The sequence below is a fragment of the Streptomyces sp. HNM0574 genome (assembly GCF_012726235.1).
In the GTDB taxonomy this organism is placed as follows: Bacteria; Actinomycetota; Actinomycetes; order Streptomycetales; family Streptomycetaceae; genus Streptomyces.
The window spans coordinates 130,860-152,473 of record NZ_JAASAH010000006.1 but is presented as its reverse complement, the minus strand read 5'-3'; the positions used below and the strand labels follow the sequence as shown (position 1 = coordinate 152,473).

Genomic DNA, 21,614 nt, shown 5'->3' with positions numbered 1-21,614 from the left:
GCGGTCAGGTTCTCCCGCTCGGCCTCCAGCCACTCCAGCGCCGCGTCGTGGCCGGGAACCCGCCGGGTGCCGGGACCCGGCTCCCGTCCCCGTCCGGGATGCCGGGCTCGCGGGGCAGACGGACGACGGGGCTGTAGCCGCGTGCCGCCGCGGCGCGGGCGGTGCGCAGATAGTGGGCGTTCAACCGGTCTGCGGCAGCGGCCTGTTCGGGCGGCGGGATCTCCCGCCGGGCCCGCTCGGCCCCGTACTCCCGCAGCAGATCGTGCAGCCCGTAGCGGCCCCGTGCGGGCGAGTGGAGGAGGTGCCCCGCACTCAGCGTCCGCAGCAGCCGTCCGGCGTCCCCTTCGTCGCTCTTGAGGAGAACGGCCGCGACGGGCGCGGTCACCTCGGGCCCCGGGACGAGTGAGAGCAGGCGGAAGAGGCGCCGGGCCTCCGGGTCCAGAGCGCCGTAGGACTGGGCGAAGGCGGCGCGGACCGCCGAGGAGGGGTCGTCGTCCAGTTCCAGTGTCCGCAGCCGGTCACCGGCGGCCAGCTCCGCCGCCAGGTCGGCGATGCGGAGCCCGGGTTCGCAGGCGAGCCGCGCGGCGGCGATCCGCAGGGCCAGCGGAAGGTGGCCGCACAGCCGGGCGAGCTGCTCGGCGCTCTCCACGTCCGCCGCCACGCGCTGTTCACCCAGGGCCGCGACGAGGAGTGCCCGCGCTTCGTGCGGGGCGAGGACGGGGAGTTCGAGCGGCTGGGCGCCTTCGCGGGCGACCAGCCCGCCGAGCCGGTTGCGGCTGGTGACGAGTACGCGGCAGGTGGAGGTACCGGGCAGGAGCGGGCGTACCTGCTCGGCCGAGGCCGCGTTGTCCAGCAGGATCAGCATGCGCCGGCCGTCCAGCAGTGACCGGTAGCGGCGTACGCGCTCGTCTTCCTCGTCCGGCACCTGCTCGGGGGCCAGGCCGACGGCCGTCTCCCGCACCGGGTTCCCGTCCAGCCGGGTTGAAACCTGTGCGCGGGGGCCGGGTGTGCCGGGGACGGCAGGACATCCACGCGTCCCAGCTCCGTGAGCTACGGTTTCCGACGTCTCATCGTGCTCACGACATCAGGAGAATCCATGCGCACCGCAACGACACTGCTCCTCCTCGGAGTTCTGCTGGGGCTCGGGCCGGGAACCGGTGCCGCGTTCGCATCCCCGGCGTCCGCCACGGAGATCGCCTCCTACAAGTACGACCGCGACGGCGATTCCAGCCCGGTCTTCTGGGCCCTCGCCGGTGTGGTCGTGGTGGGCGGCATCGCCTACAACGTCGTGCGCTTCCGCCGGAGCAGGAAGCAGAACGACTCCGACGAGTGACCGTCGGGGGGGGCGAACTCCTCGCTGAACAGAGGCGGTTGAAGGACCGCCTCAGCCGAAGTCGGCGGTGGTGCCGTCCTGCGCCGGGACGGTGAGGCTGATGCGGTGGCCCGGGTTGAGGCGGACCGGAAGGCCGGTGGCCTGCTGCCTCCGGTGCCGGGGATGCAGCGGCTCCCGTCGCCCTCGGTGACGGTGTGGAGGCCGCTCTGCCCTTCCGGCGCGAACAGGATGAGCGTGGCGTCGCGGAAGGCGGCGAGCAGCTCCGGCTCGCGGCCAGGCCCGGGCCCACAGGGCCTCGGTGACGGGGGCGGGCGGGGTGGTCACAGCGACTGGCTCCACTGCCGCTCGAAGCGGACCTGCTCGGAGACGGTGGCGAGCGTCTCGCGGGGCGCCTCGTGGAAGGTCTGCACGAGATCGGCGCGGGTGGGGCGTCGGCCCGGGGTGAGCCGGTAGACGAGAAACCCTCCGGTTCCCCGGCAGGTCCCGGAGGGCCACGTGTCACGACGCACCCCGTTGACGCCCAGAAGCCAGCCCACCGGCTCGATCCGCTCCCGCACCCGGGCCAGCGCGTCGAAACAGTCCTCCCCGCTGCCGGTCACCAGTCCCCACGGCCCCTCAGCGGTGACCACGTAGTCGTGATACTCGCCCGTCCACCGCAGCACGGCGGGAGCCTGCCCGCCGCGACAGTGGGCGAGGACGCCGAAACGGTCGGGTACCGGGCTCATGGGGGTCCGTCCTTCGGGCGGGGGTGCCGCAGATGGTGGGGGCGGCTGTCCATTCTCCCTCGGGCCGCGCGCCCTCAGAAGCCTGAGCACCCTGCACAATCCGCGCCCCGAATTGAGCACCCTGCATCCTTCTTGGCCCGGGCCCGCACCTCCTAATGTCGGACACATCCGCACGGCACGGGTGGGCAGTTGACCGGCTTCCCACGGAATTCCGCATGCCGTGCCGGATCCAAACGGGAGGAATGCGCATACTCAAGAGAGCTCTCACGCTCGTAGCCGCCGGCCTCATGGCCGCGAGCACCGCGAGCGCCGCCACCGCGTCCAACGGGCCGGCGGTGACAGGGAAGGCGTCCTGCCCCAAGGGGTACGTGTGCGTGTGGGACAACACCAGCTGGTCCGGCAAGCCCAAGTGGAAGTCCCAGGGCGACCTGGAGCGGAACATGTACTCGCCCAGGGGCGTGTCCATCGTCAACAACGGCGTGGCCAGCCCCGGCGCCGACCACATCCACTACAAGTACGTGTGGCCGCACGGCTCCTACGGGGTCGGATGCGTGCACTATCCGCCGGACGACAACTCCACCGCCATCGGCGAAGAGGGAACCCTCGTGTACGCGCGCTGGGGCGGCGAATGCTGACCCGCATGAAGAGGGCCGGTCTGCTGGTCGCCGCAGGTCTCATGGCCTTGGGCGCCGCGTCCACGGCCTCGGCGGCCCCGGACGCGGTCGTCACGGGCAAGGGGTCCTGCCCCAAGGGATACGTCTGCGTGTGGAACAACGACTCGTTCTCCGGCTCCCCGGACTGGAAGTCCCAGGGGAACATCGGCAGGCACAAGTCCTCGCACGGCCTGTCGGGCCTCAACAACGGAGTACGCCAACCCGGCGCGGACCACGTCCACTACACGTACCAGTACGCCGTCGACGACCGGCCCAGGAACGGGTGCCTCCACTACCCGGGCGACTCCCCGAGCAGCATGACCACGCTCGACACGACCGTGACCCTGCACTCCGCGAAGTGGGGCGGCGAATGCTGACCCGGTCGTCGCACGTCCCCGGCCTCAAGTCGCCCTCCGACCCCCGGCCTTGAGCACGGGGACGCGCCGGACCAACGGGGGAAGTTGCGGCCCCGGTGCACGGTGCGGGCGGCGAACAGGCGGGCGAGGTTCACCGCCCCGCCGTCCACCCGTGCGCAGGAACCGCGACTCGGCGTGCGCCACCTCGGCTCCCTGGGGGCGGAGTCGAGGTGGCGCCACGCGCACCTGCCCCTGCCTGCCGCCTCCGGGGGGTCCGGCTCACAGACCGGCGGCCCCGTCCAGGGTTACGCCGTCCCCTCCGCCTGATGCTCCACCGACGCCGGGAGGTGCCCGGCGGCGATCAGGCCCGCGAGGACTGCCTGGCCCAGGGCCTGCACCGCGGACTGCGGGCGGACCATGACCGTGAACTCCTTGATCCGTTCCTCCGCGTCGAACTGCAGCAGGTCGATGCCGTGGATCTGCTTTCCGTTGACGGTGGCGCGGAACAGAAGGATCGCCGACGGGGCCTCGTCGCCTTCGGCGCTCGTCTCGGCCGTGCCGTCGAACTCGCCGATGTAGCGGAAGTCCTCGAAGGTGCGGAGCAGGACGTCGAAGAGGCCCAGGACCGCGGGCTTGCCCTCGAAGGGAGTGAACTTCACGGGGCTGTAGAGGCGGACGTCGTCGGTGAACAGGCCGTCCAGGGCGGTGAGATCGCGGTTTTCGACGGCGGCGCGGAACAGGTCTGCGGTGGCCACGGCTTCTCCTCGGCACTCTTGAATCTGATTAGTCATTTTTTTGAGTATCATGCGTGGGGCTCGGTGGACAGAGGAAGGGAGCGGTCCGGTGGCTTTGCGTCAAGCGGTTCTGGCGGCGCTGTTGGACGAGGAGCTGAGCGGCTACCAGTTGGCCAAGTCGTTCGACATGGGTGTGGCCAACTTCTGGCACGCGCTGCCTCAACAGCTGTACGCCGAGCTGGCCAAGCTGGAGGCGGAGGGGCTGGTTACGGGCCGGGAGGTGGTTCAGGAAACCCGGCCGAACAAGCGGCTGTTCAAGGTCACCGAGGCAGGTCTCGCCGAGCTGGAGCGGTTCGCGGCGTCCTCCACGAAGCCCTCCTTCATCCGGGAGGACCTGCTCGTCAAGGTCCACGCCTCCGACCGCACCGACACCGAGCAGATCGTCGCGCAGCTCCTGGAGCGGGCCGCCGTGGCCGGGGCCAAGGCCGAGCTGTTCGGGAAGATCCTGCGGAAGATGCGCGGTGACCGCAGCGAGGAGGAGTTCCTGCGCCACGGCGAACGGATCGGGCCCTACCTCACCTGCCTGGCCGGCCTCGGCTTCGAACAGGGCAACCGTGACTGGTGCGAGCGCAGCGCGGCGATCCTGCGGGAGAGGCGGACGCTTCGTGCCGAGCGGTGAGTACCTGCGCTATGTCGCCCTGGGCGACAGCCAGACCGAAGGGCTCGGCGACGGTGACGACACCGTGGGCCTGCGGGGGTGGGCAGACCGGCTCGCAGAGCAACTCGCCGCGCACAGCCCGGGTGTCCAGTACGCCAACCTGGCCGTGCGCGGCCGCACCGCCGGGCAGGTCCGCGCCGAACAGCTCGGCCCCGCCACCGACTTGCGCCCCGACCTGGCCACCGTCGTCGCCGGCGTCAACGACCTGCTGCGTCCCCGGTTCGACGCGGACGAGGTCGCCGGCCACCTGGAGGCGATGTTCGCCACGCTCACCGCCCGGGGTGCCTCCGTGGCGACCCTCACCTTCCCCGACCTCACGCGGATCACCGCACTCGCCCGCCCGGTCGGCTCCCGCGTCCTCGCCCTCAACCACCGCATCCGCGAGGCGGCACTCCGGCACGGAGTCGCCGTCGCCGAGACCTTCGGCCACGAGGTCGTCACCGACCCCCGCATCTGGAGCCCGGACCGGCTGCACGCCGGCCCCCTCGGTCACGAACGGATCGCCGCCGCCGTCGCCCACGCCCTCCGCCTGCCCGGCAGCAGCAGCTCCTGGACGCACCCCCTGCCTCCGCCCGAGGCACCCGCCCCCACCGGATGGCACGCCACCGGCGCCGAACTGCGCTGGGCCGCCTCGTTCCTCGGCCCCTGGCTCGGCAGACGCCTGCGCGGCCGCTCCTCCGGAGACGGCAGAACGGCAAAGCGCCCACAGCTCCGGCCTGTCCACGCACACCCCGGCAACGAGACCGCCGACGGTCCGCCACTCTCGTAGAGAGACCCGTTCCGAGCTCCGAGCGCCGAAGTCGTCACATTTCCAGGGGAGTCCACGGGAGTGCCTCCCGCCACCGCCGGCCGTCACGCGCCCAATCGGCCATCAGCGGCGCGATGACCTCCGGGCCGCTCAGGCTGTACTGCTCCCCGACATGGGCCTGGTAGTGCTCATCCGCACCGCCCTCGCGGTATTCGACCTGGTAGGTCATGTCGTCGCGCAGACAGGCCTGCATGTAGTGCTGATCAGCAGGTTCCCGGTCGAACCTCTGCAGGATCACGAAGGGGTGGGACAGGTTCATGTCTGCCAGCAGGACGTGCAGTTCGTCCTCGGACGGCTCCTCCACCATGCGCCCGCCCGCCTCGATCGCCCGCAGCCACGATGTCGCCATGAACTCGACGGTACCCAACCGTCAGGCCGGCCTGGGATCCGGGCATGCCGTCGAGCGCGGTACGGGCACCCTTCGTGCGCAGCCGCGCACGCCTCGTCCACGCGGCGCGTACCGTCGCCGCCTCCGGCTCCCGCCTGCACCTGGCGGGCCACGGCGGTGACGAACACGTACCTTCTGTCTGCGGGGCGGTTCTTGAGTTGGCTCAGGAAGCTCGACGCCGGAACGCCCCTTCATGAGCGGGGTGGTGGCGCGGGACGGGTGGCGAGGTGCTCCTGGAGCTCGGGGGGGGCGGCACTGCCATGCCGTTCCGGACACGCGGGCAGGAGCGCCAACACCCCCGCCGAGTCGGGCTTCTCCCCCTTCGTCTGCGGCAGCACATCCACCGCACCGGGTCACAGTGCGAAGACCACGAAGCCCGTCGCGCCCAGCGAGAAGATCAACCGCCCTCGTCGAGCGCGCCGTTGAGTCCGGACGACGACACACCGTCCAGCGATCCGGGGGCCAGGGCGCCCCGTCCGGCGAAGGCAGCCGTGCGCACCACCGTGACGCCGAGGACGATCCGGTCGGTCCGCGGACCGGATCGTCCTGCCCCGTGCCCTCTCCCGTCCGGAAGTCGCACAACGTATGCACCGTGAAGTACCGCCACAGCCGGTGGAATCCGACCGGAGCGACCTGTCTCAAGGCGCGTCGAAGGCGATCAGCACCGGCCGATGACCACACCCGAATACGGAGACATCGATGCCGGGCCCCCGGTCCGCGCCCGTCAAGTGCCTGCGTGAGGGGCGAGTTGAGCGACGACGGGCGATCCACGCCGGGTTGGCCGGGCCGGGGCTCAGATGGTGCGGCGGATGGGTTGTCGACATGCCGGGCACCGGCCGGCTGCCGACCAGTGCGGCGCCGTCCGGGGGGCGGTGTTGCGTGGGCTGCATGTCCGAAAGCACACGGCCGGAGAGCGTGCGGAGCGGGCCGGTCTTTTTCGCGTAGGGCCGGTAGAGGTGCCGCCGCCAGGGGACACGTCAGGCGAGTGCGCTCCGCCCTGCTCCTCGACGAGAGCACAGAAAAAGCGGCCATGTCGTGCCAGGCCGAATTCCCACCCCTCCGTTCCCCTTTGCTGGACCTTGGACCTCAGGCGCGCCTACCGTCTCTCCATGCCCTACGGACGAATGCGTGCCGGGAGCGCGCACGCACCCCCCGCCCACCTGCCGTCAAAGCCGCCAGGGCGTCCGCCGCATAAGCTCTGACCTGGAGCGACGTGCGTCACTTCCGATGACCCCCTGTGGGCGAGGCCGCGGCAGCCGTCGGCCCGCAGCGGACGACGTAACACCGTCGCGCCGTGCCACTGCCGGGCCCATTCACGCGTTCTGCCTTTGCCCCGACTTTGCCAAGTAGGGGTGCTGCCAACTGACCTTTGGCGCCGCTCTCTTGAAGGTGTCCGAAAGGTATCTCTGCGACTGTCGAGCAGTGGAGAGGATTCTCGTGCGCGCTCGCGCGACGCGGCACAACCGCCGGGAGACCGGCGGCAGTTCGTTACCCGGCGGGCCCGGTTCAGGTGTCCGCCCTTCGCACGTGCACCCTGCACCTCCCTCCCCGGACCGGAGGCCCGGCGCGGGGAGGGAGGCCCGGCGGCCCGCCGGAGCGGGGTCAGCCGTCCGCCGGCTCCGTGGCGGAGAGCTCGCGGCGCATGCAGCCGCGCGGCCAGCGGTCGAGGCCGTGATCCGCCTCCGCCTTCCGCAACTCCCTCAGCCCGGAGGTCACTTCGGCGTCCGAGAGCCAACGGAAGCCGCACCGCTCGTAGTACGGGCCGTTCCACACCACGTCCCGGAACGTGGTGAGGGTGAGCGCTGCGAGGCCGCGCTCACGCGCCCAGTCGGCCACGTGCTCGACCAGGCCCCGGCCCACACGCCTGCGCCCGTGGTCGGGGTGCACCGAGATCTGTTCCAGATGAGCGCAGCCGTCGATCACGTCGACCAGGATGTAGGCGACCGCGACGTCGTCGGCGTCCGCGTGCACCCAGGAGCGGCCGTCGTTCAGGTAGCCCAGCAGGACCTCCCGGGACGGCGGCTCGTCCTCCGCCACGGCCTTCATGCCGATGTCCGCGAACACCTTTCCCGCGGCACGCTCGATGTCCTGCAGGCGCGGCACGTCACTTTCCCGTGCGGCTCGGATCATTTTCCTCCTCCTTCGTCGCAGAGCGGGCCAGATACTATTGGACGGAGCGAGCCGGAGGCGAATCCGTTTCCGGTGTTGCGGGAGCACGGGCACGAGAATTAGAGTGCTCCGGGAAGTGCGCCCCGTACACGGAACAATGCGCGTACGGCAGCGTTTTGGCGCGTTCCACGAGGCGGGCGACAACGCCCCTCACCGACGCCCACAACTCTTCGTTTTACGCCGCAGGCAGCTGCCGCGGAATTCACCAGAACTCTTCCGGCAGGCCGCCGGAATCACGAGTCGAGCCAGTTTTCCTCAAGCGTGCGAGAAACCAGTCGGTGGCACCGGGAGGGTACATGGCAAGGATCTCCGAAGAAGACGGAAGAAGAACGGCTGAAAAGGGGGCGGCGAAGTCCGGAAAGAGCCCCTCGGGCAACCCGGGATCACCGCACCTCCCCTCGGTCGTGGACAGGGACGGGGTCCGGTGGACGGACCACCGCAGGACGCTCACACCGCACTACCGCGTCGTCTGGCGGGACATCGCGCTGTGCTGGGCGGCGCTCGTGGCGGGGGTGGCCGACGTGCCGCCCGCCATGGGGGCGGGGCCCGGCGTACTCGTACCGGTGACGGCGGTGGCCGCCGTGTGGACGGGGTGGTGGCTGCACGCGCTCTTCCTCTTCGGACACGAGGCGGCGCACGGCAACCTCGCACGCCGCCGCAGGAAGAACGACCGGCTCGGCGACTGGTGCGTCTGGCTGCTGTTCGGCTCCACCACGGCGCAGTACCGGCGCACGCACATGACGCACCACACGCACCTGGGCTCGCACCGGGACACGGAAACCACCTACCACCTGTGCCTTTCGGTGACGAACATCCTCAAGGGGATGACCGGACTCCGCGTGCTGGAGGTCCTGCTGCGCGACCGGCGGGCCGGCCGGCGGCAGGCGCCCGCCGGGCCCCCGCGTGCCGGGGCCGGTCACAACGGCGCGCCGCCCGGGAAGCGCCGTCGGCGGCGCGGCGCCGCGCGGCAGGCGCTCCGCGGCCTCCGGACGCCGCTGCTGCACCTGTGCGCGCTGCTCCGGACAGTGACCGAGCACCGCGTCCTCGACGCCCCGTGCGCGACGGACTTCACCGTGGTGGAACACGGGCCGCTGAACCGGCTGTTCGGAGACGATCCGCTCTCCCCGACATTCAAGCATCTGCTGTACCACTGGGACCCCGCGATTTCCTGCACACGGTTCCGCGAGGTGGAGAAGTTCTTCGAGCGCACGCCGCTGGCCCGGGAAATGGAGAGCAGCCGGGCCGGATACATCTCCGTACTGAAGGGAATGATGGTGGAGGCGCACCGTGGGTGACACGTTGAGGGCTGCCCCGTGTGCGGAGCGGGAGGTGCGGAACTCTTCACCAGGGCCGACGAAAAGGAATGCTTCACGATCCTTGCCGAGTACCGGTACACACGGCACGGCGCCTGCTCGGCCGTTTACCTGCAGATCTACCCCTCGAACTACTACTCCTACGGCGGAATCGAGGGGTCGACGGCGTTCACGGAACGCGTCAAGGAGAAACTCGACGGACGCACACTCGGGGAAATTCTCCGGAAAATCCCGGGCGAGCGTCTCCGGGTGCTGGATGTGGGCGGCGGCGCGGGCCGGCTGCTGACCACGGCGCGCCGGGTGTGCCCGCGGGTCGCCGAGACGCACGAGGTCGACGTGCAGGCGGCCGCCGAGCGTGCCGGGCATGTGTACCACTGCATGCCCGTCGAGAAGTTCAGCTCCGACGAGACGTTCGACCTCATCATGATGATGAGCGTCATCGAGCACGTCCCCGACCCGGCGCAGGTCCTGCATCAGGCGAGCGAACTGCTCAGCGACAACGGGGTGTTGCTCGTCAAGACGCCCAACACCGCCACCTGGGACTGCCGGATCTTCCGGCACCGCAACTGGGGAGGCTTCCACTGCCCCCGGCACTTCGTGCTCTTCACCCGGGACGGTCTGCGGACGCCGTCCAGCGCGTACACGCAGGGCGCGCCCCGCAGTGGGCCCTGAGCCCGCACGCGGCCGACTACCTCGACTGGGAGCTCATGGCCCGTCATGGCCTGACGGTCGACCTCTCGCACCCCGACGACGAAGTCATCGGCCCGGGCGGCACGTTGGCCCGGCACGCCGCCGCGCGCCACGAGGTGCACGTCCTCATCCTGGCCGAGGGCAAGACCTCGCGCGGTCCCGAAACCGCGGACGCCCAGGGGGAACTGTCCCGCGGCGAGACGGCCGCCGCCTGCGCCGCACTGGGCGTCACCGGCCATGGCAGGCTGGACCCGGCCCGGCACCTCGGCGACGAGGTGGCCAGGACCGAGCCGCGCATCGTCTGCACGCACCACACCGGCGACCTCAACGCCGACCACGAACTCACCACCCGCGCCACCGCGATCGCCTGCCGCTGGCACGTCAGCACGGTGCGCTGGCTCCTCGGTTTCTCCACCCTGTCCTCCACCGAGGCGGGGTTCGGGGCGCGCCCCGGACCCCACTCATCTGATGGACTCCTCTCACGGCGGGGTGTACGCGGACATGTACGCGCGGCACTGGTGGTGGCGCGCCCGGGAGCACAACCTGCGGCAGCCCCTCCGCTCCCGCCGCACCTGGCATCCCGGTCGGGCGAAGGTCCTCGACGTCGGCTGCGCGGACGGGCTGAACTGGCGCACGCTGGAGCGGGAAGGCTCCGTGGAGGGCATCGAGCCCGACGCCTCCCTGATCGCGCCCGGCTCCCCGTACGCCAGGCGGATCGAGGTGGCGGTCCGGGGGTGGGCGGCTACCGGGGCATCCCGGCGAAGATCATGCGGTGCCCGCGGGCCGTGTCCACGTACTCGCGGACCCGGTGGATCAGCTCGTCCCGGAACTCGAAGACGAAGCAGTAGTCGTTGCTGTAGTGGTTCCCGTCGGCGAGCGTTGCCTGCACGCTCGCCTCCGCGAACCCCCGCTCGCTGTCGGCGTGGACCGTCGGGAAGGTGACGTCGAGGTCGCGGACGAACAGGCGGGGGAAGCCCTCGGCGAAGAAGCGCACGATCGCCTGCCTGCCGACCATGTGATGCGTCGTCCCGAGCGCGACGGCGACGGCGTTCCCGGGGGGCGAGAGCCATTCGGCGTCCTCGGTGAGGACCGCGGAGATCCGGTCGGGGTCGTAACTGGCGAACGCCAGGAAGGCGTTCTGGATGATGTGGCTGCTCATAAGGCCACTGTGACCGTCGGCGCGCGCCAGGGTCTTGGACAAATGTTCCGACCGGTCTCCTCGTAGCATGGGGTGATGCGATCCGCCGCTGGTGAGCGTGAGGCTGTGGCCGGGTGGGAGGTCGCGGGGCCTTCGTGGCGCGGCCGGACAGCCGGCGTCAGCCTGGCCGGATTCCGCGATCGGGGCACGGGCCCCGTCGACCTGCCGGTGATCCCTCACCCGGCCCTCACCTTCGTCGTCGAGTTCGGCGACGGCCCGCTCGTCGTGGGCGACGCCGCCGGCCGGGAACAGCGCGGAAGTCTCGTCGCCGGGCTCGCACCCGGTGCGATGCGCATGCGGGGCGAGAACATCACGTGCGTCGAGGTGCGCCTGTCCCCGTTGGTCGCGCATGCCGTGCTGGGCGTCCGCCCGGCGGAGCTGGAACGTACCGTGGCCGCCCCCGACGACCTGTGGGGCCGGAACGCGGCACGGCTGCGGCAGCAATTGGGCGAGGCCCCGTCCTGGGAGGACCGTTTCACGGTGACGGACGCCTTCCTCTCCCGTCACTCCGGGACGGGACCACCGGTGGACCCGGAGGTGGTCCGGGCCTGGTCCCGGATCCTCGTGAGCCGCGGCCGGGTCAGGGTCGATGAACTGGCAGCCGAGGTGGGCTGGAGCCGCAGACGCCTGTGGTCCCGGTTCCGGTCGCAGATCGGCCTGTCTCCCAAGCGCGCCGCGACACTGGTCCGCTTCCGCCACGCCGCCCAGCGTTTGCTCGCGGGCGGGAGCGCGGCAGACGTGGCGACGGAGTGCGGGTACGCCGACCAGTCCCATCTTCACCGGGAGTTCGTGGCGTTCACCGGAGTGACTCCGTCGACGCTGGCAGGTGACCCGAGCCTGACGGCGGACAACATCGCGTGGGCGGAGCACGACGTCGACGAAACACGCCGGCCCCCGCCCCCGGACAGTTCGCACCGCTCACCGCGGAAGCAGGGGTGACCACGATCCGCGCATGCCGACCTGGCCGTACGTGAGGAACTCGAACCGACCGCTGTCAAGGGCGGGTTCGTGGACATCCTCGACGCGCTTCCCGATGAGCTGGTCGTCGACTGGACGGTGGTCGACGATCTGCAAACGCAGAACATTTTCCAAGGGCCTGAACAGCAACGAAGGCCGCGAACGGCCCTGGAACTCCAGGGTAGTACCGAGCCCTTCGGGCTCGGTACCGCACCGCCCGGAGAAGCCCAGTCACAGCACCCGACAACCGGGCACACAGCAGGGAACGTTTGTTCTGACACTGCGAGGGTGATCGCCAAAGCTGGAGACGCTGCCCCCTCCCAGGGGAGGAAGAGGTCACTTCCCTGTGCAGTCCCAGCACTTCGCAGCTTGGGGCGTTGCGTTCGACTCAATCGGTCGTTGACTCATGGCGAGCCGTTAACTGATGAAGCGGAAAGCATTCTGCAGGGATCACCATGAGGTGACCTCTGCCCTGAAAGGAGCATTACGACATGAAGCGTTTCGCTACTGCTACCGCCCTCGCCCTTGCCACCGTGGCGCTGGGTTTGGCCAACGCATCCACTGCCTCGGCGTGGGGCGAATTGACGACCACGAAGAAGTGTGAGGCAGGCGGCGGGCACGTCGAGGCGTCCGGCTACGGCTTCGCGTGCTTCGGGGGAACGGAGAACGAGAAGTTTGTTCCTTACGGCCTGAACGGCCTGGACTAGCTGCTGTCGTCCCTGCTGCACGAGGGCGAGCAGGAAGGGCCCGAGCAGGGCGAGTGACTCGCTGACCCACGTCCGTGTGGGTCCCCTGCCGACGTGGGGGCCCACACACTGTTCACTTCTTCTCGCGGGCTTGCCTGCTGGGGCGTTGAGCGCGTCGGATGTCGGTGGTGCGGGGCATGATGGAGCGTGGAGGCTCCCGGAGCGGTGCCTACTGGACAGGTACCGGTCGGGGAGCCTCCGCCAGCACGGGTCAGGCGCTGGTGTGCTCGATGAAGGCGGTCCAAGCCGCCGGGGACGCGCTGAGGGGCGCGATCGTGGTGTCCTTCGAGTCACGGACGTGGATTTGCGCGTCAGCAGGCAGATCGTTCGCGTAAGAGACTCGTCGGGAAAATACGTGGTCCGCTACGTACCCCTGAAACACCGCCGCGAAGGAGAGTGGGCGACGTACCCGTCCCCGAGTTCCTCGAAAGCTTCCGTGACCGGCTCCCCATTCTCAATGAGCGAGGCGGGGTCACTCACTTCCGAGTCATCACACCCTCGCCACACAGCGCACGCCCCCAGAAGACCAGCATCAAGCCCCCGGCATCCCCTCAAACCACGCCGGCCCGTCCTCCCTGCCCTGCTTGATTCGACGCATGGCGAAGTCCGAGAGCGGCGGCAGCTCGTCCAGTCCGAACCACCCGACCTCCAGCGACTCGTCGTCGTTGACCCAGGCGTCGGTGCTGTCCGCGCGGCAGCGGAAGGAGATGTCCATGAACTGGCAGATGTCCCCGTTGGCGTAGGTGACGGGGGCGAGGCCGTCGACGAGGATGACGCGGTCGGCGACGCAGTGGACGCCCGTTTCCTCGTGGACCTCGCGGACGGCGGCCTCGGCGGGCTGTTCGCCCGGTTCGGGGATGCCGCCGATGATCGACCAGTGGCCGGTGTCGGCGCGCCTGCCGAGGAGGACGCGGCCGTCGGCGTCGAAGACGACGGCGCTGACGCCGGGGAGGTAGAGGAGCTGGTGTCCGGCGTCGGCGCGGAGGGTGCGGATGAAATCGGGTGTCGCCATGCCTCCGACCCTACGTCTCACCTGCGGCGGAGGGCCGCGCCACGGGTCGGGATCAGGCCGGGCGGTGGCCCGGCGGCTGGAGGCGTTCGCGGACGGCGCGGACCGCGGCCTCCGCGTTGTCGACGGTGACGGTGAACGTCCGGCCGTCGCCCATGCGCAGCAGCATCCCCTCGCCGCGCCGTACGACGACGGCGGTGCCCTTCTCGGGGCGCCAGCGGTAGCCCCAGCCGCCCCAGTGCCGGGGGGTGACGCGGGGGACGAACTCGGCCTCGACGACGTCGCGGAGGTGGATGCGGTGCCGGGGCAGGCCCATGTGCCCGCAGCGGACCTCCAGGCACTCGCTGTCGACGCGGACGTGCACCTTGACGAAGGCCAGCGTGCCGAACAGCGCGAGCAGCCCGCCCGCCACGCAGCCGGTGACGGACATCCACAGCGGGGCCGAGTCGTTCCAGGCGCTGTCGACGGCGAGCAGGATGCCGAGCGCGAGACAGCCCGCGCCGAGCACGGCGAGCAGCCACTGGTGGTGGCCGGTGGCCTCGCCGGTCCAGGTGGAGCCGCCCGTGCCGGGCGGTGCGGGGGTGCGTGGCGCGGGTCCCCCGGGTGACGCCGCCCCCTGACGGTGGTCGTCGCTCATGCGGCCAGCGTACGTCGGGTCCCGCGGGGCGGCAGAGCGCGCGCCGCGCCCGCGGGGACACGGGCGGTGACGTGCGGCCTCAGCCGCGTACGGCCTCCGCGCCCGCGAGGAGGCGACCCTCGGCGTAGGTGGAGGCGGCGGGCGGGAGCGGGGACGGGCGGCCGCCGAGCAGGACCGTGAGGGAGCCGGTCGGCTCGGCCGTCGGGTCGGGGGCCGCGCCGACGCGGCGCAGCGCCTGGGCGGCGACGGGCCCGGCCGAGCCGTGGAAGGCGAGCGGGGTCTCGTCCCCGGCGGGGTGCCGCGCGAGGTCGGGGCGGACGGCGGCGCGGATGCGTTCGCCGACGAGTTCGTAGTGGGTGCAGCCGAGGACGAGGGCGCCGACGCCGTCCGGGGTCAGCGCGGCGGCGGCCGTGACGGCGGCGTCGATGGCGGCCTCGTCGGCGCTCTCGACGGCGTCGGCCAGGCCGTGGCAGGGGACCTCGGTGATGTCGGCGCCGTTGCCGAAGTCGGCGATGAGGCGGCGCTGGTACGGGCTGCCGGTGGTCGCGGGGGTGGCCCAGATCGCGACGGGCGCCCCGGCCGCGGCGGCGGGCTTCACGGCGGGGACGGTGCCGATGACGGGGATCTCCGGCTCCAGTTCGGCGCGGAGCGCGGTCAGCGCGTGCACGGAGGCGGTGTTGCAGGCGACGACGAGGGCGTCGGGGCCGTGCGCGGCGGCGGCGCGGGCGCAGGCCAGCGCGTGCTCGGCGATGTACTCGGCGGAGCGTGGCCCCCACGGCATGCTGTCGGGCGCTGAGGAGAGCACGAGATCGGCGTCGGGACGTGCCCTGCGCATGGCGGCCGCGGCTGCGAGCAGGCCGATTCCGGAGTCCACGAAAGCGATCTTCAGGGGTTTCACGGCAGGCCACTCTAGTCGACCGGGTGTCCGGACGGTCCGGCGAGGCGGGTCCGGGGGCCGTGCGGGCTGGGGCAGACTGCAGCGGATGAGCCTGGTCACATGGGTCGCCCTCGCATCGCTCGCCGTCTGGCTGTGGCTGCTGCTCGGGCAGGGCTTCTTCTGGCGCACGGACGTCCGGCTGCCGCCGGGCCCGGACGCGGAGGTGACGCACTGGCCGACGGTGGCGGTCGTCGTCCCCGCGCGGGACGAGGCGGCGGTGCTGCCGTCGAGCCTGCCCTCGCTGCTGGCGCAGGAGTATCCGGGCCGGGCCGAGGTCTTCCTCGTCGACGACGGTTCGCGGGACGGCACGGCCGAGGTCGCGCGCGAGCTTGCCCGCGCGCGCCCCGGAGGACTGCCGCTGACGGTCGGCTCCCCCGGCGACCCCGCACCGGGCTGGACGGGCAAGCTGTGGGCGCTGCGGCACGGCATCGCGCTGGCCCGGGCACGCACCGACACCGAGTTCCTGCTGCTGACGGACGCGGACATCGCGCACGCGCCGGACTCGCTGCGGGCGCTGGTGCGTTCGGCCCGCGGCCGGGGTCTGGACCTGGTGTCGCAGATGGCGCGGCTGCGGGTGGAGGGTCGCTGGGAGCGGCTGGTGATCCCGGCGTTCGTCTACTTCTTCGCGCAGCTGTACCCGTTCCGCCGGGTCAACCGGCCCGCCTCGCGGACGGCCGCGGCGGCGGGCGGCTGCGTACTGCTGCGCACGGAGACCGCCGTCCGCGCCGGAATCCCGGACTCCGTGCGGGGCGCGGTGATCGACGACGTGACGGTGGCGCGCGCGGTGCAGCGCGCCGGCGGCCGGATCTGGCTGGGGCTCGCGGACCGCGCCTGGAGCGTGCGCCCGTACGCGGGCCTGGCGGAGCTGTGGGACATGGTCGCCCGCACCGCGTACGCCCAACTCCGGCACAGCCGCCTGCTGTTGGCGGGGACCGTCGCGGGCCTGGCGCTGGTGTACGCCGTGCCGCCGGTGGCGGCGCTGTGCGGCTCGTGGGCGGGCTGGGCGGCGTGGCTGGTGATGACGGTGACGTACGTGCCGATGCTGCGGTACTACGGGCAGCCGCTGTGGTGGGCTCTGACGCTGCCGTTCACCGCCGTCCTGTACACCCTGATGACGCTGGACTCGGCCCGCCGTCACCACCGCGGCCGGGGCGCGGCCTGGAAGGGGCGCACGTACGCCTGACGGTCCCCCGCGCCCCTGTTCGGGGCGCGGGGAACGCGTGGGGTCAGTGCCGGTCGCGGCCCCAGAACGCGTAGTCGCCCGCGGTCTCCGCGTGGCCCCGGCGCACGCCCAGGCTGCGGAGGTCGTAGACGGCCTCGGCGCGTGCGGTCTTGCTCTTCGTGGCCTTCTTGCAGGCCGCCTTGCTCTTCGGCCCGATCTTGTACTTCTGCAGGTGCAGATAGTTCAGGCACTGGGTGGTGTTGGCGTGCGCCGGTGCGGCCGTCACCACCGGCAGCGCCACCACCGAACCGAGCAGCACTCCGGTCGTGAGCACGGCCCTGATCCTGTTGCGCATGACATGACCTCTCCGTCGTCCCGTCGAGAACAAGAGGCGGTCGCCCCGTGGTGGACATGCTGCCACCGGGGGACGGGCGGCACGCGGGGTTTCCGCTCACTGTCCGGCGCGCGAGCGGTCGATGAACGCGGTCAACGCGTCCGCCGTCGCGCCGGGTTGCTCGTCGGGGATGAAGTGTCCGGACCGGGGGATGACGACGCCGGTCGCGTTCCGTGCCCACGGGCTGAGGGAGGCTCCCATGTCGGGGATCGAGCCGTGGGAGCCGGAGATTCCCAGGAGCGGGACGGTCATGTGCCCGCGTGCGAGGGCCTCGTGGTTCCGGCGGGCGGATTCGGCGGCGTCGCGGTAGTAGGCGAGCGACGCGGAAAGCCCGCCCTCGGCCGCCAGGGAGGCGGCGTAGTGGTCGATCTCGGCGCCGTCGAAGGTGTCCGGGGAGAGGGCCTTGCCCTTCAGGAACCAGCCGACGTAGTCACGCTCGCGGCCGGTGAGCAGCGTCTCGGGCAGTTCGGGCACCAGGTGGAAGGCGAAGTGCCAGGTCTTCCAGGCCCGTTCGGGATCGGTGGGGATCGCGTCCGGGAGGGTGATGCCGGGAATGCCAGCGTCCAGCAGGGCGACACCGTGCAGGCGCTCCTCGTACTTCAGGGCCAGCGAGAAGGCCACCCAGGCCCCGATGTCGTGGGCGACGAGCCAGTACTTCGGCACGTCGAGCGCGGTCAGCGCGGCCTGGACGCGCGCGGCGACGGTGTGCGTGTCGTAGCTGCCCGGCGGACGGTCGGAGTGGCCCTGTCCCGGCAGGTCGACGGCGATCACGTGGAACCGTTCGGCGAGAGCCGGCATCACCTTCCGCCAGGCCCACCAGGTCTGCGGGAATCCGGCGAGCAGGACGACGGCGGGACCGTCCGTCCGGCCGCCCTCCACGGCGTGCAGCCGGACTCCCGCCGCGTCGGCCCAGCGGTGGGTGAATCCCGCGAGGCCGTGCAGCGGCAACGCGTCGGTCGGAGGGCGGTTCGGGGCCGTGGCGTCGTCGGTCATGTCCGCAGCCTACTGCATCTTGGACTGGTCAGTTCAAGATAGGATGGGCGGGGCCGCAACGGCCGGTCCGGGAACGAGGTGCGTGTGTGATGGCCGGAAAGAAGCAGTTCGACGTGGACGTCGCGCTCGACGCGGCGATGGTCCAGTTCTGGCGGGCCGGATACGCCGACACCTCCCTCGACGAGCTCTCCAGGGCGACCGGCCTGAACCGCAGTTCCCTCTACTCCTCGTTCGGCGACAAGGACTCGCTCTACCTGCGCTGCCTGGACCGCTACGCCGCGCGGTACGGAGACAGGTACGACCAGGCCCTCTCCCGCGCGTCCGAGGAACCGCTCCTGGCGGTACGGGCGTTCTTCGAGGTCACCCTGGAGCGCCTGGCCGACCCCGGCGTACCCGACGGCTGCCTGATCGCCCGGACCGCGATGGCGGCACCGGAGCTCAGCCCCGCCGTCGCCGCACGCGCGAGCGAAGCCCTGGGCCTTCAGCACGCGCGGCTGCGGGCCGCCCTGGTCGCCGCACGGCTGGCCGAAGGCGACGCCGACGACTTCGCGGTCCACCTCGTGGCGGTCAACCAGTCGCTGGCCGTGCTGAGCAGGACCGGAACGAGCCCGGAGCAGCTCCGCACGGTCGTCGACATCAGCCTGCGCGCGCTCTCCCAGGCCCTGCCCGCCGGGGGCTGACTCGCCCGGGCAGGGCGGCTGTTGGGGACGCCCTCAGACGATCAGCGCCCGCCGTCCGCGCGCATGGCCGGCCCGGCTGTCGGCGTGCGCCTCCGCGGCTTCGGCGAGCGGGTACGTCTTCTCGACCGGGATGTGGAGCATCCCCCGGGAGATGAGGCGGACGGCCTCGGTGAGGGCTTCGGGGACGCTGCCGGCCGCGCCGGAGAAGCGGGCGCCGAGTCGCGGGGCGTCGAGGTCGGCGATGGAGATCACCTTCCGTGCGTCTCCGGTGAGTTCGGCGAGTTCGCGGATGACGCCCGATCCGGCCAGGTCGAGCGCCGCGTCAGCCCGGCCGAGCGCCCGCACCCGTTCGACCCAGCCCTCGCCGTACGTCGTGGCGAGGGCGCCCAGGCTCCGCAGGTAGTCCTGGTTCGCGGGGCCGGCCGTGCCGATCACCGTGATGCCGCGGTCCCGGGCGATCTGCAGCACCGCCGAGCCGACTCCCCCGGACGCGCCGCTCACCAGCAGCGTCTGCCCGGGCCGTACGCCGGACTCACGCAGCACGCGCAGCGCGGTCTCGACCACGGAGGGGTACCCGGCGGCCTCCTCGAACGTCAGCCCCTCGGGCATCCGGGCCCAGGCCGACAGGACGGCGAACTCGGCGTACGTGCTCGCCCCTTCGCCGAACACGCGGTCGCCGATGCCGACCCCTTCGACGCCCTCACCGACCTCGTCCACCACCCCGGCGGCGTCCAGCCCGACCCCGGAGGGCAGCTCGACGGGGCGGTCCCCCAGGACCTGGCCTTCGCGGATCCGCCAGTCGACGGGGTTCACGCCCGCGGCGCGTACGGCGATGCGCACCTGGCCGGGACCCGGGTGGGGCTCCTCGGCGTCGATGAGACGCAGGACGTCCGGACCGCCGAACTCGGCGAAGCTCACCTTCTTCATGCGGAGGAACGTAACACTAACGGTTAGCGTTTTGGAACTGTTATGGCTTTGCACTTGATAGCGTCGGCGCATGACCGTGCCGACCGGACGCCGTGAGCGCAAGAAGGCCGCGACCCGCCAGAAGATCGCCGACGCCGCCCTGCGGCTCTTCCTGGAACGCGGGTACGACGCGGTGGGCATCCGTGAGGTGGCTGCCGAGGCCGACGTCGCCGTCACCACGCTCTTCTCCCACTTCGCCTCCAAAGAGGCCCTGGTCTTCGAGCAGGACGCGGACTTCGAGCAGCGCCTCACGCGGGCGGTCACCGACCGGGCGCCGGACGAGCCGCTCGTCCCCGCACTGCGCCGCGAGGTCCGGGCGCTGGTGCGCCACTGCACCGCGGACGGCGCGGCCCCCATCCGGCACATGATCGACGCGTCCCCCGCGCTGCGGAAGTACGAGGACTCGATGCGCCTGCGCCACGCGGAGGCGCTGGCGACGGCCGTCTCCGCCAACCCCGGCCTGTCACGCAGCGCGACGGCGAGCCGGGCGATCGCACGCTTCGTGGTCGACGCCTATGCGCTGGCCCGTGACCAGGCCGAACCGGAGGCCGCGGTGGATGAGATCTTCCGGATGATCGAGGCGGCCTGGGAGGTCACCTCGGCGGACTCCGGCGGTACGACCGCAACGTAGCGCCCCCGCCCGGGACTTGGCGGGTGCCCGCGTGCTCAGCGGCCGGTGGCGAGGAGCCAGATTCCGGTGGCCGTGAACACGGTGCCGAAGGTGAGGAGCAGCACGACGTCACCGATCCGCCTGCCGGTGAGGGCGATGCGCGCGGTCTCCGGGTCGTCGGGGCGGTAGAGCACCGGGGCCGGGCCGCCCACGGGAAGGCCCTTGACTCCGGACGACGCGGCCTGGAAGGTGTGCCGCCCGCCCCGCGCGTCGAGGAATTCGACCACGGCGAAATAGCTGGGGCCGCTGTTGCCGGAGTGGCTCTCGTGGTGGCGGACCACCGTGCCCACGGCCCGGATTCCCTCCCGTTGCAGGCGGAGTTGGGTCAGCACCTCACGGATGCCGAACCCGAGCACGGCGAGACCCGCCAGCAGCGACAACGCACCCCACACCGTCACCGCCTCCCCCTTCCGTGCCGTGCCCGGCTCTTCGGGCGTCTCCTGTCCTGTCGCGGGAGGAGACGCCGCGTCGGGCGCGGCCGGTTCCGGCCGGGGTCAGCCCCAGGTGAGCGGATCGAGGTCCAGGTAGAAGCGGAGGCGGTCGGGGTCCAGGGGCGTGCCGTAGTGCTCGGTGAGGGCCGAGTCGGCGGCGCGGGCCCGGGACTCGTCGGGCCAGGTCTCGCGGGCGTTGGTGAGCAGGAGGGCCAAGTCGGCGTGGCGGTCGGCCAGTCCGAGGCGGCCGAGGTCGATGAAGCCCGTGACGTGCAGGGTCGTCGGGTCGAGGATGATGTTCGGCAGGCACAGGTCGCCGTGGCAGACCACCGTGTCGGCGGGCTCCTGCTGCCGTACCCGGTCGAGCCGGCCGGTGAGGCGGGCCAGCAGTTCCGCGGGCGGAGTGTGCCGCTGCTCCGGGGGCAGGAACTCCGGATGCACGGCGTCCCGGGCCACGACGTCGTGGGCCAGGGCGGCCATGCTGTCCAGGCCCCGGCTGAACGGGCAGTCCAGGATGGACAGTTCGTGCAGCCGGCGGACCGCGTCGGCGATGTGCCGCCAGGCGGACCACAGCTCCTCGGCGGGCAGCTGGTCGGCCGGTACGCCGGGGACGGTGCTGGTGAGCAGGCAGGCGCCGCGGTCGCCGGAGCGCCAGTCGAGGACGCGGGCGCCGGGCAGGCCCTGGCCGTTCAGCCAGGCGATCCGGTCGCGCTCGGCGGACAGCTGGGAAACGGCCGCCGGGGGCACGCACTTGGCGTACCGGGAACCGTCCGTCCCCCGGTAGACGTAGGCGCCGGACTCGCCCGCGGTGACGGGCAGCCAGTCGCCGCCGGGCAGCCCGAACAGTTCGGGTGAGACGACATGAGGAACGGAGTGGTCGCTCATGGCGCCAACTCTAGCCAGCCCGACGAGGCCCGCTCATCCGCTCTTGACCGCACGAGCGGAGC

28 protein-coding genes are annotated in these 21,614 nt (G+C 71.7%); 13 read left to right on the top strand and 15 right to left on the bottom strand.

What is annotated here, in order from left to right:
• Nucleotides 1-4: 4 nt before the first annotated feature.
• A complete protein-coding gene (locus tag HCC30_RS13380; RefSeq protein WP_169442717.1) occupies nt 5-961 on the bottom strand; it encodes an NB-ARC domain-containing protein in 957 nt (318 codons plus the stop codon).
• 135 nt (nt 962-1,096) lie between these two features.
• Between HCC30_RS13380 and HCC30_RS13375 the strand changes: the two genes are divergently transcribed.
• On the top strand, nt 1,097-1,333 hold the full coding sequence (locus tag HCC30_RS13375; protein ID WP_169442716.1) for a hypothetical protein: 237 nt from the start codon (nt 1,097-1,099) through the stop codon (nt 1,331-1,333).
• A gap of 320 nt (nt 1,334-1,653) precedes the next feature.
• On the opposite strand, the gene HCC30_RS13370 is transcribed toward HCC30_RS13375, so the two are convergent.
• Nucleotides 1,654-2,058, bottom strand: a complete 405-nt coding sequence (locus HCC30_RS13370) for a hypothetical protein (protein WP_169442715.1) — start codon at nt 2,056-2,058, stop codon at nt 1,654-1,656.
• Between the two features lie 287 nt (nt 2,059-2,345).
• Here HCC30_RS13370 and HCC30_RS13365 point away from each other — a divergent pair, with 287 nt between their 5' ends.
• Both HCC30_RS13365 and HCC30_RS13360 read left to right on the top strand, forming a co-directional pair.
• The gene (locus tag HCC30_RS13365; RefSeq protein ID WP_169442714.1) at nt 2,346-2,693 is read left to right on the top strand and encodes a peptidase inhibitor family I36 protein; all 348 of its coding nucleotides are present in this window, start codon (nt 2,346-2,348) and stop codon (nt 2,691-2,693) included.
• A 5-nt stretch (nt 2,694-2,698) separates the two neighbouring features.
• Entirely contained in the window at nt 2,699-3,088 is a 390-nt protein-coding gene (locus tag HCC30_RS13360) for a peptidase inhibitor family I36 protein (RefSeq protein WP_169442713.1), read from the top strand.
• A 284-nt stretch (nt 3,089-3,372) separates the two neighbouring features.
• Here HCC30_RS13360 and HCC30_RS13355 read toward each other — a convergent pair whose 3' ends face one another.
• Entirely contained in the window at nt 3,373-3,822 is a 450-nt protein-coding gene (locus HCC30_RS13355) for a nuclear transport factor 2 family protein (RefSeq protein ID WP_169442712.1), read from the bottom strand.
• A gap of 88 nt (nt 3,823-3,910) precedes the next feature.
• Between HCC30_RS13355 and HCC30_RS13350 the strand changes: the two genes are divergently transcribed.
• Nucleotides 3,911-4,480 carry a PadR family transcriptional regulator gene (locus HCC30_RS13350; RefSeq protein WP_169442711.1) on the top strand — a complete coding sequence of 190 codons (570 nt, stop codon included), beginning with the start codon at nt 3,911-3,913 and terminating at the stop codon, nt 4,478-4,480.
• Nucleotides 4,467-5,288, top strand: a complete 822-nt coding sequence (locus HCC30_RS13345) for an SGNH/GDSL hydrolase family protein (protein ID WP_169442710.1) — start codon at nt 4,467-4,469, stop codon at nt 5,286-5,288. Before HCC30_RS13350 ends, HCC30_RS13345 begins: the two co-directional genes overlap by 14 nt.
• Nucleotides 5,289-5,322: 34 nt before the next feature.
• Here HCC30_RS13345 and HCC30_RS13340 read toward each other — a convergent pair whose 3' ends face one another.
• Together HCC30_RS13340 and HCC30_RS13335 are read right to left on the bottom strand one after the other, a co-directional pair.
• On the bottom strand, nt 5,323-5,676 hold the full coding sequence (locus HCC30_RS13340) for a hypothetical protein (protein ID WP_169442709.1): 354 nt from the start codon (nt 5,674-5,676) through the stop codon (nt 5,323-5,325).
• 1,641 nt (nt 5,677-7,317) lie between these two features.
• Nucleotides 7,318-7,845: a GNAT family N-acetyltransferase gene (locus HCC30_RS13335; protein ID WP_169442708.1), complete on the bottom strand. Its 528-nt coding sequence runs from the start codon at nt 7,843-7,845 to the stop codon at nt 7,318-7,320.
• A gap of 443 nt (nt 7,846-8,288) precedes the next feature.
• On the opposite strand from HCC30_RS13335, the gene HCC30_RS13330 reads away from it, so the two are divergent.
• Genes HCC30_RS13330 through HCC30_RS13320 form a run of 3 tightly spaced genes read left to right on the top strand, consistent with a single transcriptional unit; the run spans nt 8,289 to nt 10,735 of the window.
• Nucleotides 8,289-9,179: a fatty acid desaturase gene (locus HCC30_RS13330; protein ID WP_169442707.1), complete on the top strand. Its 891-nt coding sequence runs from the start codon at nt 8,289-8,291 to the stop codon at nt 9,177-9,179.
• 18 nt (nt 9,180-9,197) lie between these two features.
• A complete protein-coding gene (locus HCC30_RS28570; protein WP_169442706.1) occupies nt 9,198-9,869 on the top strand; it encodes a class I SAM-dependent methyltransferase in 672 nt (223 codons plus the stop codon).
• Nucleotides 9,870-9,904: 35 nt separating this feature from the next.
• Nucleotides 9,905-10,735, top strand: coding sequence for a PIG-L family deacetylase (locus tag HCC30_RS13320; RefSeq protein WP_169442705.1), 831 nt, complete (start codon nt 9,905-9,907; stop codon nt 10,733-10,735).
• Here HCC30_RS13320 and HCC30_RS13315 read toward each other — a convergent pair.
• The gene (locus HCC30_RS13315; RefSeq protein ID WP_169442704.1) at nt 10,630-11,046 is read right to left on the bottom strand and encodes a nuclear transport factor 2 family protein; all 417 of its coding nucleotides are present in this window, start codon (nt 11,044-11,046) and stop codon (nt 10,630-10,632) included. The two genes, HCC30_RS13320 and HCC30_RS13315, sit on opposite strands and share 106 nt — an antisense overlap.
• Before the next feature lie 75 nt (nt 11,047-11,121).
• On the opposite strand from HCC30_RS13315, the gene HCC30_RS13310 reads away from it, so the two are divergent.
• Both HCC30_RS13310 and HCC30_RS13305 read left to right on the top strand, forming a co-directional pair.
• Complete coding sequence (locus HCC30_RS13310; protein ID WP_169442703.1) at nt 11,122-12,024, top strand: helix-turn-helix domain-containing protein; 903 nt, start codon at nt 11,122-11,124, stop codon at nt 12,022-12,024.
• 509 nt (nt 12,025-12,533) lie between these two features.
• Nucleotides 12,534-12,749 carry a hypothetical protein gene (locus tag HCC30_RS13305; RefSeq protein WP_169442702.1) on the top strand — a complete coding sequence of 72 codons (216 nt, stop codon included), beginning with the start codon at nt 12,534-12,536 and terminating at the stop codon, nt 12,747-12,749.
• Nucleotides 12,750-12,999: 250 nt separating this feature from the next.
• Here the strand turns inward: HCC30_RS13305 and HCC30_RS29155 are convergent, their stop codons facing one another.
• From HCC30_RS29155 to HCC30_RS13285, 4 genes are all read right to left on the bottom strand, one after another.
• Nucleotides 13,000-13,170, bottom strand: a complete 171-nt coding sequence (locus HCC30_RS29155) for a DUF397 domain-containing protein (protein WP_169442701.1) — start codon at nt 13,168-13,170, stop codon at nt 13,000-13,002.
• A gap of 150 nt (nt 13,171-13,320) precedes the next feature.
• Entirely contained in the window at nt 13,321-13,800 is a 480-nt protein-coding gene (locus HCC30_RS13295; protein WP_169442700.1) for an NUDIX domain-containing protein, read from the bottom strand.
• 52 nt (nt 13,801-13,852) lie between these two features.
• Nucleotides 13,853-14,434: a hypothetical protein gene (locus tag HCC30_RS13290; protein ID WP_169442699.1), complete on the bottom strand. Its 582-nt coding sequence runs from the start codon at nt 14,432-14,434 to the stop codon at nt 13,853-13,855.
• Nucleotides 14,435-14,513: 79 nt separating this feature from the next.
• Nucleotides 14,514-15,323, bottom strand: a complete 810-nt coding sequence (locus HCC30_RS13285; RefSeq protein ID WP_206323818.1) for an aspartate/glutamate racemase family protein — start codon at nt 15,321-15,323, stop codon at nt 14,514-14,516.
• Nucleotides 15,324-15,417: 94 nt separating this feature from the next.
• Between HCC30_RS13285 and HCC30_RS13280 the strand changes: the two genes are divergently transcribed.
• The gene (locus HCC30_RS13280; protein WP_169442697.1) at nt 15,418-16,554 is read left to right on the top strand and encodes a glycosyltransferase; all 1,137 of its coding nucleotides are present in this window, start codon (nt 15,418-15,420) and stop codon (nt 16,552-16,554) included.
• A gap of 43 nt (nt 16,555-16,597) precedes the next feature.
• Here HCC30_RS13280 and HCC30_RS13275 read toward each other — a convergent pair whose 3' ends face one another.
• A complete protein-coding gene (locus HCC30_RS13275) occupies nt 16,598-16,867 on the bottom strand; it encodes a hypothetical protein (protein ID WP_169442696.1) in 270 nt (89 codons plus the stop codon).
• Nucleotides 16,868-16,984: 117 nt separating this feature from the next.
• Complete coding sequence (locus HCC30_RS13270; protein ID WP_169442695.1) at nt 16,985-17,920, bottom strand: alpha/beta hydrolase; 936 nt, start codon at nt 17,918-17,920, stop codon at nt 16,985-16,987.
• Between the two features lie 89 nt (nt 17,921-18,009).
• Between HCC30_RS13270 and HCC30_RS13265 the strand changes: the two genes are divergently transcribed.
• Nucleotides 18,010-18,600 (top strand): TetR/AcrR family transcriptional regulator, encoded by a 591-nt coding sequence (locus HCC30_RS13265; RefSeq protein ID WP_206323782.1) that lies wholly within the window; start codon nt 18,010-18,012, stop codon nt 18,598-18,600.
• Nucleotides 18,601-18,633: 33 nt separating this feature from the next.
• On the opposite strand, the gene HCC30_RS13260 is transcribed toward HCC30_RS13265, so the two are convergent.
• On the bottom strand, nt 18,634-19,527 hold the full coding sequence (locus HCC30_RS13260; RefSeq protein WP_169442693.1) for an NADP-dependent oxidoreductase: 894 nt from the start codon (nt 19,525-19,527) through the stop codon (nt 18,634-18,636).
• Between the two features lie 70 nt (nt 19,528-19,597).
• Between HCC30_RS13260 and HCC30_RS13255 the strand changes: the two genes are divergently transcribed.
• Complete coding sequence (locus HCC30_RS13255; RefSeq protein ID WP_169442692.1) at nt 19,598-20,197, top strand: TetR/AcrR family transcriptional regulator; 600 nt, start codon at nt 19,598-19,600, stop codon at nt 20,195-20,197.
• Nucleotides 20,198-20,232: 35 nt separating this feature from the next.
• Here the strand turns inward: HCC30_RS13255 and HCC30_RS13250 are convergent, their stop codons facing one another.
• Both HCC30_RS13250 and HCC30_RS13245 read right to left on the bottom strand, forming a co-directional pair.
• Complete coding sequence (locus HCC30_RS13250; protein WP_169442691.1) at nt 20,233-20,634, bottom strand: DUF3592 domain-containing protein; 402 nt, start codon at nt 20,632-20,634, stop codon at nt 20,233-20,235.
• A 96-nt stretch (nt 20,635-20,730) separates the two neighbouring features.
• Nucleotides 20,731-21,552 (bottom strand): APH(3'') family aminoglycoside O-phosphotransferase, encoded by an 822-nt coding sequence (locus HCC30_RS13245; RefSeq protein WP_169442690.1) that lies wholly within the window; start codon nt 21,550-21,552, stop codon nt 20,731-20,733.
• Nucleotides 21,553-21,614 lie beyond the last annotated feature (62 nt).